The 14,065-nt window shown below is 37.3% G+C and carries 14 protein-coding genes; 6 read left to right on the plus strand and 8 right to left on the minus strand.

Annotation, left to right across the window (positions count from 1 at the left end; genetic code table 11):
* Positions 1-124: 124 nt before the first annotated feature.
* Positions 125-2,044, minus strand: a complete 1,920-nt coding sequence (gene thrS, locus HNP36_RS04755; protein WP_184159895.1) for a threonine--tRNA ligase — start codon at positions 2,042-2,044, stop codon at positions 125-127.
* Positions 2,045-2,136: 92 nt separating this feature from the next.
* Here thrS and HNP36_RS04760 point away from each other — a divergent pair, with 92 nt between their 5' ends.
* Together HNP36_RS04760 and HNP36_RS04765 are read left to right on the plus strand one after the other, a co-directional pair.
* Entirely contained in the window at positions 2,137-3,324 is a 1,188-nt protein-coding gene (locus HNP36_RS04760; RefSeq protein WP_184159893.1) for a DUF4932 domain-containing protein, read from the plus strand.
* 17 nt (positions 3,325-3,341) lie between these two features.
* Positions 3,342-4,316: a dipeptidase gene (locus HNP36_RS04765; RefSeq protein WP_184159891.1), complete on the plus strand. Its 975-nt coding sequence runs from the start codon at positions 3,342-3,344 to the stop codon at positions 4,314-4,316.
* Between the two features lie 111 nt (positions 4,317-4,427).
* Here the strand turns inward: HNP36_RS04765 and HNP36_RS04770 are convergent, their stop codons facing one another.
* Positions 4,428-5,972, minus strand: coding sequence for a hypothetical protein (locus HNP36_RS04770; protein WP_184159889.1), 1,545 nt, complete (start codon positions 5,970-5,972; stop codon positions 4,428-4,430).
* A 146-nt stretch (positions 5,973-6,118) separates the two neighbouring features.
* On the opposite strand from HNP36_RS04770, the gene HNP36_RS04775 reads away from it, so the two are divergent.
* From HNP36_RS04775 to leuB, 4 genes are read left to right on the plus strand one after another with little or no spacing between them, the layout of a single operon-like run.
* Positions 6,119-7,282 (plus strand): 2-isopropylmalate synthase, encoded by a 1,164-nt coding sequence (locus HNP36_RS04775; protein ID WP_184159887.1) that lies wholly within the window; start codon positions 6,119-6,121, stop codon positions 7,280-7,282.
* A gap of 30 nt (positions 7,283-7,312) precedes the next feature.
* A complete protein-coding gene (leuC, locus tag HNP36_RS04780) occupies positions 7,313-8,701 on the plus strand; it encodes a 3-isopropylmalate dehydratase large subunit (RefSeq protein ID WP_184159885.1) in 1,389 nt (462 codons plus the stop codon).
* A gap of 16 nt (positions 8,702-8,717) precedes the next feature.
* A complete protein-coding gene (gene leuD, locus HNP36_RS04785) occupies positions 8,718-9,323 on the plus strand; it encodes a 3-isopropylmalate dehydratase small subunit (protein ID WP_184159883.1) in 606 nt (201 codons plus the stop codon).
* The gene (gene leuB, locus HNP36_RS04790) at positions 9,304-10,428 is read left to right on the plus strand and encodes a 3-isopropylmalate dehydrogenase (RefSeq protein ID WP_184159881.1); all 1,125 of its coding nucleotides are present in this window, start codon (positions 9,304-9,306) and stop codon (positions 10,426-10,428) included. The genes leuD and leuB overlap by 20 nt, the downstream gene beginning before the upstream one ends.
* Positions 10,429-10,734: 306 nt before the next feature.
* Here leuB and HNP36_RS04795 read toward each other — a convergent pair whose 3' ends face one another.
* The 6 genes from HNP36_RS04795 to HNP36_RS04820 form a co-directional block, all read right to left on the minus strand.
* Entirely contained in the window at positions 10,735-10,917 is a 183-nt protein-coding gene (locus HNP36_RS04795) for a hypothetical protein (protein WP_184159879.1), read from the minus strand.
* Positions 10,918-10,929: 12 nt separating this feature from the next.
* Entirely contained in the window at positions 10,930-11,535 is a 606-nt protein-coding gene (locus HNP36_RS04800) for a DUF4230 domain-containing protein (protein ID WP_184159877.1), read from the minus strand.
* 2 nt (positions 11,536-11,537) lie between these two features.
* Positions 11,538-12,104 (minus strand): TlpA family protein disulfide reductase, encoded by a 567-nt coding sequence (locus HNP36_RS04805; protein ID WP_184159875.1) that lies wholly within the window; start codon positions 12,102-12,104, stop codon positions 11,538-11,540.
* Between the two features lies 1 nt (position 12,105).
* Positions 12,106-12,573, minus strand: coding sequence for a nucleoside triphosphate pyrophosphohydrolase family protein (locus tag HNP36_RS04810; protein WP_184159873.1), 468 nt, complete (start codon positions 12,571-12,573; stop codon positions 12,106-12,108).
* Between the two features lie 185 nt (positions 12,574-12,758).
* A complete protein-coding gene (locus HNP36_RS04815; protein ID WP_184159870.1) occupies positions 12,759-13,175 on the minus strand; it encodes a hypothetical protein in 417 nt (138 codons plus the stop codon).
* Positions 13,176-13,184: 9 nt separating this feature from the next.
* Positions 13,185-13,901, minus strand: coding sequence for a glycohydrolase toxin TNT-related protein (locus HNP36_RS04820; protein ID WP_184159868.1), 717 nt, complete (start codon positions 13,899-13,901; stop codon positions 13,185-13,187).
* Between the last annotated feature and the right edge of the window lie 164 nt (positions 13,902-14,065).

Below are 14,065 nucleotides of genomic sequence, written 5' to 3' on the forward strand. Positions count from 1 at the left end.
TATAATTTTATTGGTTAATTACTTATTTATTTTTTCTGAAATTAAAATATTGAAGAATTTAATGGCCAAAAGATCAATTAATGTATGTCTAATAGTTTTTCAATATTTTAATTCTTTAATCTTTTTATATCGCTGTCTCTTTCTTGAAGTAAGCAACAAAATCTTCCATGCTCATGGCTCCGAGATCTCCTTCGCCGCGTCTTCTTACAGAAATGGTGCCGTCAGTTTCCTCATTTTCACCTACAACCAGCATGAATGGAATCTTCTTCAATTCTGCATCACGGATCTTTTTCCCGGTTTTCTCATTCCTGTCGTCAATCAGACCGCTAATATCGTGATTTTCCAAAAATTGTGAAACTTTTTTTGCATAATCTACATATTTTTCACTGATCGGTAAAATAATAAACTGGTCAGGGCTCAGCCATAACGGGAAATCTCCGGCAGTATTCTCTAAAAGAATCGCAATAAAGCGTTCCATAGAACCGAACGGCGCTCTGTGGATCATTACCGGTCTGTGCTTCTCATTATCGTTTCCGATGTAGTGAAGATCAAACCTTTCCGGTAAATTGTAATCTACCTGGATGGTTCCCAGCTGCCATCTTCTTCCCAAAGCATCTTTCACCATGAAATCTAATTTAGGACCGTAAAATGCTGCTTCACCATATTCAACAACAGTTCTTAAACCTTTGTTTTTGGCTGCTGTAATGATTGCGTTTTCCGCTTTTTCCCAGTTTTCATCTGAACCGATATATTTTTCCCTGTTATCAGGATCTCTCAGAGAAACCTGAGTGACAAAATCTTCAAAACCTAAAGATCTGAAAACGTACAGTACAAGATCAATTACGGCTTCAAATTCTCCCAGAAGCTGATCCGGAGTACAGAAAAGGTGGGCATCGTCCTGGGTAAATCCACGAACTCTTGTCAATCCGTGAAGCTCTCCGCTCTGCTCATATCTGTATACAGTCCCGAATTCCGCATATCTTTTCGGAAGATCCCTGTAGCTCCATTGTGATGTTTTATAGATTTCACAATGGTGAGGGCAGTTCATCGGCTTCAGCATGAATTCTTCACCTTCATTAGGTGTTTTGATCGGCTGGAAGCTGTCCGCACCATATTTATCCCAGTGTCCTGAAGTTACATACAGTTCTTTTGCCCCGATGTGTGGTGACATTACGAATTCATAACCTCCTTTTTTCTGGGCAACACTAAGGAAATTTTCCAGTTTCCTTCTTAAAGCAGTTCCTTTCGGAAGCCATAAAGGAAGACCTGCACCCACTTTTTCAGAGAATGCAAAAATTCCGAGTTCTTTACCTAATTTTCTGTGGTCTCTTCTTTTAGCCTCTTCCAGTCTTTCAAGGTATTCGGTAAGTTCTTTCTGTTTAGGAAAAGAAATACCGTAAACCCTTGTCAGCTGAGGATTGTTTTCATTTCCTCTCCAGTAAGCACCGGCTGCGTTTAGGATTTTCATTGCCTTTACGATTCCGGTATTCGGAATGTGTCCGCCACGGCATAAATCCGTGAAATTATCATGAGTTACAAAAGTGATTTCTCCATCATTAAGATTAGAGATAAGTTCTACTTTGTAAGGGTTATCTGCATATGTTTTTAATGCTTCTTCTTTAGAAACAGGGTATAAAGAGAATGTTGAACCTTTTTTTGCATTTTCAAGCACTTTCTTTTCAATCTTCTCAAAATCTTTCTCAGATAAACTTTCGTCCCCGAAATCCACATCATAATAGAATCCGCTTTCAATAGCAGGTCCGATTGTTAATTTAGCATCAGGATAAAATTCAAGGATAGCCTGCGCCAGCAAGTGGGCAGAAGAATGCCAGAAAGCTTTCTTTCCAAGATCATCATTCCAAGTTAACAACTGTACCGTTGAATCCGTGGTTATAGGTGTGGTAGTTTCTACTTGTTTGCCGTTTACAACTGCGGAAATGGTATTTCTAGCCAATCCCTCGCTTATAGATTTTGCCACATCTAAAGGAGTAACTGCTCCTTCGAATTCTTTGACACTATTGTCTGGAAGTGTAATTTTTATCATTGTTTACTAAAAATTTTTAAGAGGCAAAAATACGCATTTTTTAGATAAAATACTATATTAGCCTGTATTTAGAATAAGAATTAACATCAAATATGAAAAAGATTGTTGCGGTTTTTGCCGTGTTTATTTTTTCACTGCACTTTTCACAGAAAAAAACATCTAAATTTTCAGTTTCCCATAACCGGAATATTGAAACCTATTTCCTTGCGGAGATCCTTTCTGTAGAGCATCGGAAGAATAATAAAGATTTTGAACTGTATAAAATCAAAGAATGTTCTGTGTATCAGCCTATCGTTAAAAAAGCTATCGATAAATACGGATCATTAAAAAACTCTAAAATTGCTGTTCTGACGGCTGAAATCAACGATGTTCTGATGGAGAAATATAGTTCCGGTAATGATGTTCTGATGAAACCTCTTCTTTACCATAGAGAATTTCCGGCAGATGATTGGGTTAATAACTATACATTCAATGATAATAAGTTTACAAAAAAGCAAAATGAAGAAGTAACTTCCCTGATCAGGAATTATATTTCGGAGCTGCATCATTTTTATGTAAAAGAAAATATCGGCGAATTTTTCGAACAAAATAAAGATTTTTATAAAAATGCCGAAGCTGAATATAATCAACAGATTCCACCCGCATTTACAGATGCTATGGAACAGTTTTATGGTGAAGGCTTCAATACATATACCATCCTTATTTCTCCGATGATGATGTGGCCTATTGAAGATAATGAAGGAAGGGGAATTGGAACAGCAGTTGATCTGAAATCAGGAGCAAAGAATATCTATGAAATTGCAAGTCCGTTTGTAAGGGTTGAAAAGCCTGGGCAGTTCGGGTATGATAATCAGTTTCAGGCCAGGTTTTTAAGTGTTCATGAATTCGGGCATTCTTTTGTTAATAAAGAGGTGTATAAAAACAAGGACAAGCTTGAAAAATTTAAAGACCTGTTTGAAAAATCCAAATTGAAGGAAACTATGATCAAAATAGGAGGCTACGGGGATTACCAGACCTGCGTTGCCGAACATTTGGTCAGGCTGGGGGAGATAGAAACCGCCAGGATCCAGCAAGATTTTGAAAGATCAAAAAGGCTGGAAGACTATCATATGAGGAATAATTTTATTTTCCTGCCAGAATTGGAAGCTAAGATCAATGAATATAACACTGACCGGAAAAAATATAAAACATTCGGAGACTTTGTTCCACAGCTTCTGGAAATTTTTGAGAAAAGTACTATTGAATCTATCAATAGTAAACTTGAAAATATCAAAAAATAATTTAGCATTTTTATCATATGAATAATTTTAATATTGATCTCCATTGTGATCTGCTATGCTATTTATTAGCGGCAGGTTCAGCAATTGACGACAGGGAATTGGGCTGCTCGCTTCCTTTCTTAAAACAGGGCAATGTAAAGCTTCAGGTAATGGCCATGTATGCCGGTACAGGCGGAAACAGTTCTGTTAATGGAATAAGGCAAAGTGAAATATTTTCAGATCTGATAAAAACTGAAAATTTCTTCTTATTTGAAGGCGAAAACTATAAAAATGCTGAGAACAGGGATAAAGTTGGCGTTATAGCCTCCATTGAAAATGCATCCGCCTTCTGTAATGAAGATGATACGCTGGAATCAGGCTTTAAAAATCTTGAAACAATCATTGCAAACGCAAGAAAGCTTCTTTATATAGGAATTACACATCATACGGAAAACCGTTTCGGAGGCGGAAATGATTCTGAAGCAGGACTGAAAGACGATGGTAAAGTTTTAATAGATTATATTGCCGATAGGAAAATTGCCATTGATTTAGCCCACACAAGCGATCAGCTGGCCTACGGTATTCTCAATTATATAGATCAGAAAAACTACAATATCCCCATTCTGGCAAGCCACTCCAATTACAGAAGCATCCAGAATAAGAGAAGAAACCTTCCGGATGAACTGGCCAAAGAAGTTATTAAAAGAAAAGGCCTGATAGGGCTTAATCTTATAAAAGACTGGCTGGATGATAACAGCCCGGAAAGATTATATGACCACATTCAGCGTGGGCTTGATCTCGGAGGTGAAAATGCCATCGCGTACGGTTTGGATTTTTTCCATGATAAAGCACATCCGGACAAATCCCGTTATCCTTTTTTCTTTGAAGGATATGATGATGCTTCCGCATTTAATACCATCAACAGCAGGCTTGAAAACGATTTTTCAGCTGAACTGATGGAAAAGATAAGTCATGGAAACGCTTTGAAGTTTTTGGAAAGAATTTCAGTTTAGGAACTGGTGGCTTCGAGAGCCTCAGCCACCAGATGCTGTATTTATTAATTGATGTCTTAAAAATATTGAAATCAGGTTGGTGGCTGAGGCTCTCGAAGCCACCAACCAATTCTATTTCTTCCGTTTATATCTCACTTTCTGCTTGATGATCTCTACCACATCCACATTTTTCACCTTAGATTTTACCCAGCCATGAATATCAATATACAGTAAAGATCTCCTGTAATATTCATTCTTTGAAAAATCTTCAAGTATCTTATCAAAAGCTTTAAATGATTCCTGCTGTTTACTTAAAACCAAATTGTTAATGTTTTTAAAAAACTGTATGCTTTCAAAATGAAATGCCTCAGGTTTTTTCATTTTACGGGCAAATTTTAACGTTGAGTTGATGAATTCATCATAATCTTCATCGTTGCCCGATTCGTATTTTGCCATTAAGATCAGGATCCGGGTATGGAATAAGAGGTCTTCCTGAACATTGCCTTTACATTCTATGACCTTCATGGAATACTCAATTGATTTTTCAAACATTTTGCTTCCGAAAAACATGGCCGCCATTTTCAGGTAAAGAATCATAAAGTGATGCTCATCAATCCTTTCCCTGAGCTTTTCCATTTTCAGTTCAATTTCAGGGATAAGCTTTGTACCTGTAAAAAATTCACCTTTTACAAAATGGATATTCATCAGGGTATTATAATGAGTCAGGAAAATCAAAGCCTGAAGGTTTTCATTCTGGCTAAAATTCTGGGAATTTACCGTAGCATTGAAATTCTCAAAATGTTCTTCCAGGATATCAATATTTCCATACAGGAATAAAATTTTAAGCAGATAGGTATTACCCTTAATATACCACACCGGATGACTGAAGATCATTTCAGGATTCTTATGAAAGAGATCTACCCATTGGCGGGCATATTTCAGCGTATATTTATAATCCTGAAGCAGCTGATTTTTCCAGACATGGGCCTTGAAATACCATAATTTTTCCGTAAAATTAAGCCGTTCCAGTTTTATTTTCTGAATCTGATCATTGAAAAGCTCAAGTACTTTTCCACGGTCCGTATCATTTTGAACATAGCCATGCGTAAGCATTTCACTGTATAATTTAAGGGACAGATTGGAAAGCTCTGTGGCATAATGGTTCTGCTTGCTGATTTCTGTAGACTGTCTGATAAGTTCATCCGCACGCCCTTCAATACTTCTTGTAATAAACTGTGATTCAATTACCTTTTCGAGATCAATAATTTCTGAAGCAATACTTTTCTCATCCAGTTCCAATGCAGACTGTTTCGTTTTATCCAGTATCTTTAAAGCCTGTTTGTAAAGGCCTTTCTGGTATAAAATATTGGCAAAATCCAACTGTTCCCGGAGCTGTATCCTGTAATTCTGATGGCTTGGGTTCATCCGAAGACTCACAAGAATCTGTTTGTAGAGATGCGCTTTCAGGTTGGATAGCTGCTGCTTTGTAGAGATTTTTTTCTCAATAATGATTTGTTCATCATATTCTTTCATCTTGTCAAGCTCTGAAAAAAGGAGTAGAAATTTAGCATCTACATTAATTCCCAGACGGTTGACGTACAGTTTGAACTGACGTTTTTCAGAAGTGGTTAATGACTTAATCAGTACAAACAAAAAATCTTTCTGCAATTCTGCCATTGTAAATTTATAAAATATAATAAATTGATTATCAGTTAAATCTGGTTATTTTTTCAGCTGTTGAATATTGTAATTTTCAGAAAAAATGAAAACGCAAAAATATTGTAAGCGGTAGTTTTGATCAAAATTAAGTAAAAAACTTCATTATGAATTCCGAAAAAATTGAAATTTTTGATACTACGCTGAGGGATGGGGAACAGGTTCCCGGATGTAAACTGAATACAAAACAAAAACTTATGATAGCAGAAAGGCTTGATAAGCTAGGGATTGACGTAATTGAAGCCGGTTTTCCAATTTCAAGTCCGGGCGATTTTGAATCTGTTTCAGAAATTTCAAAGCTGATAAAAAATGCAAAAGTATGCGGACTGACGAGAGCCAACAGAAAAGATATTGACACAGCCGCCGAAGCATTAAAATATGCAAAAAGGCCGCGAATCCACACTGGAATCGGAACTTCAGATTCCCATATTCAATATAAATTCAATTCAACAAGGGAAAATATTCTGGAACGGGCTGCAGAAGCTGTAAAATATGCCAAAAGCTATGTAGAGGATGTAGAATTTTATGCTGAAGATGCGGGACGAACAGATAATGCTTACCTCGCAAGAGTCTGTGAAGAAGTTATTAAAGCCGGGGCTACAGTTTTGAATATTCCGGATACAACAGGTTATTGTTTGCCCGAAGAATACGGCCAGAAAATAAAATACCTGAAAGAGAATGTAAAGGGTATTGAAAAAGCTGTCCTGTCATGTCATTGCCACAATGATCTGGGACTTGCCACCGCCAATTCAATTGCCGGGGCCATCAACGGAGCCCGCCAGATTGAATGTACCATCAACGGATTGGGCGAAAGAGCTGGAAATACAGCTTTGGAAGAAGTTGTAATGATTCTGAAACAGCATAAAGACTTGAATTTTCATACAGATATCAATTCAAAAATGCTTAATGAAATGAGTCTGATGGTTTCCGATCTTATGGGAATGCCGGTACAGCCTAATAAAGCCATTGTCGGGGCTAATGCTTTTGCACATAGTTCAGGAATTCATCAGGATGGTGTTATTAAAAACCGGGAAACATATGAGATCATAGATCCGGCAGAAGTGGGAGTGAATGCTTCATCCATTATCCTTACAGCAAGAAGCGGGCGTTCTGCTTTGGCATACAGATTCAAACATATCGGTTATGATATCACTAAAAACGAGCTTGATTTTCTGTATCAGGAATTTTTAAAAATCGCAGATCTGAAAAAAGAAGTTAAAAATGACGATCTGTACATGATTATGGAAACATGCAGCAGAAAAATAGGATAGTATTGATTTAAAAGTCAGGTAAAAATAAATATGGATAACAATAAAAAAACACTTTTTGACAAAGTCTGGGATGCTCATGTAGTAGAAACTGTTCCGGATGGGCCTCAAATTATTTATATAGACAAGCACTTGATCCACGAGGTAACCAGTCCACAGGCTTTTGCAGAACTTGAAGCAAGGAATCTTGGAGTTTTCAGGCCCAACCAGATTGTAGCCACCGCAGATCACAACGTTCCTACGCTTGATCAGGAAAAGCCGATCCGGGATGAACTTTCCAGAAACCAGGTAGAACAATTAACGGAGAACTGTAAAAAAAACAATATAGAACTTTTTGGTTTAGGTCATCAGTATCAGGGAATTGTTCACATTATCGCCCCGGAATTGGGAATTACCCAGCCTGGAATGAGTATCGTATGCGGAGACAGTCATACCTCTACACACGGAGCTTTCGGTGCTATTGCTTTCGGGATTGGAACCAGCCAGGTGGCACAGGTTTTTGCCAGTCAGTGCCTGCTGCTTAATAAACCTAAATCCATGAGGATTACCGTAAATGGTAAACTGAATGAAAATGTTCAGCCTAAAGATGTCATTCTCTATATTATTTCCAAAATCGGTACCGATGGCGGAACAGGATATTTTTGTGAATATGCCGGAAATGTGTTTGAAGAAATGTCCATGGAAGGAAGAATGACCGTATGCAACATGAGTATTGAAATGGGTGCCAGAGGCGGCATGATTGCACCGGATGAAACCACTTTTGAATACGTAAAAGGAAAAACATTTGCCCCGAAAGGTGAAGAATGGGCAGAAAAGCTCGCGCACTGGAAAACCCTCAAAACAGATGAAGGTGCTGTCTTTGACAAAGAGCTTACATTCAATGCTACAGAAATATTTCCAATGATCACCTACGGAACCAATCCGGGAATGGGAATTTCAATTAACGAAGCCATTCCTGTTCCGCAAAATGAATCTGAAGAAAAAGCCCTTCAATATATGGGACTGAAAGCCGGTCAGGAAGTTTCAAATATTAAAGTGAATCATGTATTCATCGGAAGCTGTACCAACGCAAGAATAGAAGATTTCCGTTCTGTAGCACAGTATATTAAAGGTAAAGCCAAGTCCGAAACTGTAAAAGCCCTGATTGTTCCGGGATCACAGCAGGTTGTAAAACAGATCTATGAAGAAGGTCTGGATAAAATTTTCAATGATGCAGGATTCCAGATCCGTCAGCCGGGATGTTCAGCCTGTCTTGCCATGAATGATGATAAAATTCCGGAAGGAGAATACTGTGTTTCCACTTCCAACAGGAATTTTGAAGGCAGGCAGGGGCAGGGAGCGAGAACCATTCTGGCAAGTCCGCTCACCGCAGCCAAAGCAGCTATAGAAGGAAGAATTTCAGCTTTTGAAAGCTTAAACTAAAAGATCAGACAGACTAATGCAAAAATTAACTTATATACAATCAACCGCAGTACCGTTACCCGCAGAAAATATAGATACGGACCAGATCATTCCTGCAAGATTCCTGAAAAGTATTGACAGGAAAGGCTTTGGAGAGAACCTGTTCAGAGACTGGAGGTTTAACATTCATTCAGGAGAGCCTAACCCTGATTTTGTATTGAACAATTCAAAGTACAGCGGGGAAATCTTAGTGGCCGGAAATAATTTCGGGTGCGGAAGCAGCAGGGAACATGCCGCCTGGTCTTTGACTGATTATGGATTCAAAGTAATTATATCAAGCTATTTTGCCGATATTTTTAAAGGGAATGCTCTCAACAACGGACTTCTTCCCGTAAAGGTTTCCGAAGAATTTTTAAAAGATATTTTAAGAAGTATTACCGAAAACCCTGAATTAGAAATTAATGTGGATGTAGAGCAGCAGACGATCAGTTTTAACGGGAGAACAGAAACCTTTGAACTCGATTCTTATAAAAAAATATGCCTTATCAACGGCTATGATGATATTGATTTTTTAATCAGCAAAAAACAGGTGATAGAACAATTTGAACTAAAAACACAAAAGCATGAGCAACAATTATTTTAAAATAGCAGTTTTGCCCGGAGACGGAATCGGTCCCGAAGTAGTCAGTGAAAGTATGAAGGTGTTGGAGGCTGTGGAAGAGGTTTTTCACTGCCGGTTCCAGTTTTCTTATGGATTAATGGGGGCTGAAGCTATTTTCAAAACCGGAGATCCTCTTCCTGAAGAAACATTAAAAATTTGTAAAGATTCGGATGCCGTTCTTTTCGGGGCAATTGGAGATCCGGTTTTCGACAACAACCCGGAAGCAAAGGTAAGACCTGAACAAGGTTTATTGAAACTTCGTAAAGAATTGGGGTTATATGCCAATATCAGGCCTTTGAAAACCTATGCTTCACTGATTGATAAAAGTCCTTTAAAAAGAGAAATTATTGAAGGAACGGATATCCAGATCTTCAGGGAATTGGTGAGCGGAATTTATTTCGGTGAAAAATTTACAGATCCGGACGGTAAATATGCCTATGATGTCTGTAAATACAGTACAGAAGACATCATTCCTATTGCTCATATGGCTTTTAAAGAAGCTGAAAAGAGGAAAAAGAAACTTACTTTAATTGATAAGGCAAATGTTTTGGATACTTCAAGACTCTGGAGAAAGACCTGCCAGAAAATTGCCATTCAATATCCTGATGTACAACTGGATTATATATTTGTTGATAATGCAGCCATGCAGTTGGTTCTTAACCCTAAACAGTTTGATGTGATCCTGACAGAGAATATGTTTGGAGATATTATTTCAGATGAAGCTAGTGTTATCGGCGGTTCTATCGGGCTTTTACCGTCTGCTTCAATAGGTGAGGAAAATGCTTTGTTCGAACCTATTCACGGTTCTTATCCTCAGGCTAAAGGAAAAGGTGTTGCCAATCCTGTTGCATCCATCCTGAGTACAGCCATGATGTTAGATTATCTTGAACTTACTGAAGCAGCTGATAAATTGAGAAGGGCAGTAGAGCATGCTATTGAGAACAGATATGTTACAGTAGATCTTAATTCGGAACAGCATTATTCTACAAGTGAAGTGGGAAGCTTTATTGCGGATTATATCAAATATTCTGAAAAATCTTATTATAATTTTGAAAATATCAAGATCGGAAAATCTACGATCGTATAGTTTTAAACAAACAGTTCACATAAATAATAGATTAGTTAGAAAGGTTCTGTCCTATGGGATGGAACCTTTCGTTTTATATAGAAGAGTGTACAGGATTTTAACCACAGATTTCACGGATTTTCACAGATAACTGCGTATAATTAATTTTAATAATTTCCATAAGTATAACATAAACATCTGTGAAAATCCGTGAAATCTGTGGTAAATAAAAACAGCTTCTTTTATAGAGAATGGATGAAGAATAGAAGATGTACAAAAATTTCATCATTAAAAAAGCCCCATCTCAAATATGAGACAGGACCTTCTTTATTTCTTAGTGTTATCCGTTTTTCCCGATTTGTTTTTTGAAGCTTTCTGAATATCTTCCTTATCAATATCGGGCGGATTGCTTTTTTCTGATGAAGCAGGAATATTCTGAAAATCCTGGTTCTGTTTCTTGGTTTCTGCGCTGTTGGCAGATTCTTTCTTTTTGTCGTCTTTTGAATCCATAGCTTTACATTTTTAGAGTCCTAAAACACCGAGCTTGCCGGTTTCATCTTCTATGGTATAGTTCAAAGCCTTTGCCAAAACGAAAATATTGTTGAGGTTTTCCATTAATTGTTTACGTCCTTCTGTTCTCAGTTGGTTCTGATTAATGGATTGAATTGCTGCTTCCTTGGCTTTCTGGGTCACATTTTTAATGTCCTTTTCAGAAATTCTGTTAAAAAAAGAATCGTCCAGTGACTGGATATCAACGCTTGGAGTAATTCTTATTTCTGCATCGGGAAGTTCGGTAATCACCAGTTTTTTGTTGATGGAATCTACCTCGATCTTCATTTTGTTGAGATCATAAGAAACCTGGGCATTGGTTTTGGTGTAGGTAATAATGCTGTTATTCGACACTTCTTTTCCAAACACTTCATAGCCCATTTTGGTTTTCTGCATGCTGGAAATATTCTGCTCCATCACCACCATTTTATTCATTTTGGAGATCTGGTTGGTCAGAATATAATAATCTGATTTTTCCGTCTTTCCTCCAAGATTTAAACAGGATTTAAGTCCGAAAAACAGAATCAGCATCACGAGAATTCCCGCTGCAAATGATATGATTACCTTGTAATTTCTCAACGTTATTTTTTAAATATTTCTTTAAGTACGGAACTGTCATCCTTCTTCAGAATTTCAACAAGATCCCTTTCAATATAACCGCTGGTAGGCATCTCAATAATTCTTCCGATTTCCTTGCCATATTTTTCTACGATAATGGTAGGTACTTTCTGGATATTATAACGTACTTCATCTCCGGTAGGGGATTCTTTTTTACGGTTAACAGCAATAATAGTCAGTTTATTATCCGGATATTTTACTTCCTCCAGGATTTTCGTCAATCTTGGAAAGTCTCTGTGACTGTCTTCACACCATGTTCCCATAAACACAACCAGTGAATAGGTACTGAATTTAGCCTTTCTTAATTCGCTGATCGCTTTCTGGTCAACAGCATATTCATCATGTTCTTTCACATACCAGTCTGCATAGGGAGCTTTCAGGAACTGCTCTTTGAATTGATTTCCCAAAAGCATTTTACCATCATTCTGAGTTTCCACTTCACGGTTCATCACTACTTTTTGGGCGCTTAGCTGCTGGGAAGCCAGAATAAGGCCTGAAATAACAAGAGTATTAGTAATAAATTTTTTCATATTATTTTTCGATAATTGTTTTTAAATCTGCAGGGGAATAGTATTTGTTTTTCAGAACTTTATGATCTGTTTTTCTGTAAACATTAAACTTTTCTCCTGACTTTTCATAGAAAGATTCTACTTCTTTTTCTTTATAAAATGCTACTGTTTCCTCGGCCTGTTCTGCATTGTCACACGCCTTAGACATATTGGAACGCTGTACTTCGTTGAATAGCTCTACAAATTTACTGCCAAGTCCGAATTCCAGTACGGCTCCGCTTAAAACATACTGAAGATCGCACAGGGCATCAGCTATTTCTACAATATTATTATCCGCAATAGCTTGCTTTAATTCGTTTAATTCTTCCTGTAAAAGTTCAACTCTCAGATTGCATCTTTCCGGTGAAGGAATTTGCGGAGTATCTAAAATAGGGGCTTTAAAAGTGGTGTGGAATTCTGCTACCTGGTTCAGACTGTCAATTTTATCCATGAATTTTATTATTTACAGCAAAGATAGAAAACGATTTTGGAAAACTTGTAATGCGTATTACATATCTGTTCCGATAAAAATTAAATAACCCTTATTAGAAAACACTTTCTACCAAAAATCCACAGCCTGAACCGTGGATTTTCTTTTAAAATTTTGAACGTTTTATTTCAAATTGTTAAGGTTTATTACAAATCTTCATATTTCCATACACCTGAAATGTTTAAAAGCGTTAATCCGGGCTGCCATTCTCCATAACTGAATACACAGATATATTTTGATTGGCAAACCTTACAATCGGTTCCAAAATATAAAGTAGGTAGATCGGTTACCGTTAAGTCCCCAAGATGCGACATTCTTGCAGAAGTTTCAGTAACCATTTTATTTTTCAACAATTCATTTCTGGATAAGACTTTATCTTCATTATAAATTTGAAAAATCGGGAATCCTGATTCATAGGGAAAGATTTTAATTGTATTTTCCTGACCGCAGTCACAACATATAAATTTTGTTTCAGCAGCCGGAATTATTTCATCATTACTGAAATGTTTTTTTTCAATAACTACCTGGTTAATGAGTTCTATTTTTTTTGATATTGAATACATTCGAATTTATTATTGCTGAATAACGGTGCCTGCCAGATTATTATATTTTCCGCTCGGACTTTTTTTGATGGTAATCTTTATATATCCTTCCTGTGCCAGCTTATTCCATGTTTTCTGATAGCCTGTAGCAACATCAACAGGAATTTTCCACATGGTCTGCTTTCCTCCGCCAATCTGGTTAAACCAGGGAATAACATCTGCTGTCTGGGACTTGAAAGGTAGTAAATTATTCAGAACATCTATTTCATAATAGAAATCATACTTGTTCTCCGGTTGGTTTAAGGCTCTTTGAGAGAAAGTATAAACATATCCGTTCACAATTGGGCTCGTAAAGCTGCCTCCCAAAGTAGGGATTCCTGTTCCGTCATAGCTTCCGACAGCTCCACTGTATCTGTCAAATTTTTGCCCTGCCTGGAACGGAACGTCGTCAACAATATTATAGCCTCCATTGGCAGGCGGCCATCCTCCGTTAAGGTCATTAGCTTTAAAAAGGGCTTCCAGCTCACTCCATCTGCCTTGTTTGTAAAGTTCAAATGCCTGGTTTCTGACAGTTGGGCTTACTGTTCCTGAAGGGTCGTAGGTTAAAGCAAATTCATCTGCATTCTTATAAAATACATGCGTAACAACTCCTGTTGGTACATCATCAGCTTCTTCATGATCTGAACTACAGGCAGCCGAAAAGAATACAGCTGTTATAAAAAAGATGTACTTAAATAAATGTTTCATGGTAAAAGTTTTTATGGTTATTTTATTTTTTTGGCGGATTTGAGATTTGATTCAATCTTTTTCCGGATTTTGTGAAATAGTATTTTATAACCTGATCTTGCCGGGACGAAGTAATTTTCTGAAAATAAAAATTCGGAAGAGAAAACCGTTTTATCAGAAGACAA

This window comes from Chryseobacterium shigense (genome assembly GCF_014207845.1).
GTDB lineage: Bacteria > Bacteroidota > Bacteroidia > Flavobacteriales > Weeksellaceae > Chryseobacterium > Chryseobacterium shigense_A.

What these genes read in the sequence shown, in the direction of transcription:
- HNP36_RS04760 (WP_184159893.1), top strand. Translation starts at nt 2,137, where the DNA reads ATGAAAAAGATTGTTGCGGTTTTTGCCGTGTTTATTTTTTCACTGCAC.
- HNP36_RS04815 (WP_184159870.1), bottom strand. Translation starts at nt 13,175, where the DNA reads ATGTATTCAATATCAAAAAAAATAGAACTCATTAACCAGGTAGTTATT.
- HNP36_RS04805 (WP_184159875.1), bottom strand. Translation starts at nt 12,104, where the DNA reads ATGAAAAAATTTATTACTAATACTCTTGTTATTTCAGGCCTTATTCTG.
- thrS (WP_184159895.1), bottom strand. Translation starts at nt 2,044, where the DNA reads ATGATAAAAATTACACTTCCAGACAATAGTGTCAAAGAATTCGAAGGA.
- leuB (WP_184159881.1), top strand. Translation starts at nt 9,304, where the DNA reads ATGAGCAACAATTATTTTAAAATAGCAGTTTTGCCCGGAGACGGAATC.
- HNP36_RS04820 (WP_184159868.1), bottom strand. Translation starts at nt 13,901, where the DNA reads ATGAAACATTTATTTAAGTACATCTTTTTTATAACAGCTGTATTCTTT.
- leuD (WP_184159883.1), top strand. Translation starts at nt 8,718, where the DNA reads ATGCAAAAATTAACTTATATACAATCAACCGCAGTACCGTTACCCGCA.
- HNP36_RS04765 (WP_184159891.1), top strand. Translation starts at nt 3,342, where the DNA reads ATGAATAATTTTAATATTGATCTCCATTGTGATCTGCTATGCTATTTA.
- HNP36_RS04810 (WP_184159873.1), bottom strand. Translation starts at nt 12,573, where the DNA reads ATGGATAAAATTGACAGTCTGAACCAGGTAGCAGAATTCCACACCACT.
- HNP36_RS04795 (WP_184159879.1), bottom strand. Translation starts at nt 10,917, where the DNA reads ATGGATTCAAAAGACGACAAAAAGAAAGAATCTGCCAACAGCGCAGAA.
- HNP36_RS04770 (WP_184159889.1), bottom strand. Translation starts at nt 5,972, where the DNA reads ATGGCAGAATTGCAGAAAGATTTTTTGTTTGTACTGATTAAGTCATTA.
- HNP36_RS04775 (WP_184159887.1), top strand. Translation starts at nt 6,119, where the DNA reads ATGAATTCCGAAAAAATTGAAATTTTTGATACTACGCTGAGGGATGGG.
- leuC (WP_184159885.1), top strand. Translation starts at nt 7,313, where the DNA reads ATGGATAACAATAAAAAAACACTTTTTGACAAAGTCTGGGATGCTCAT.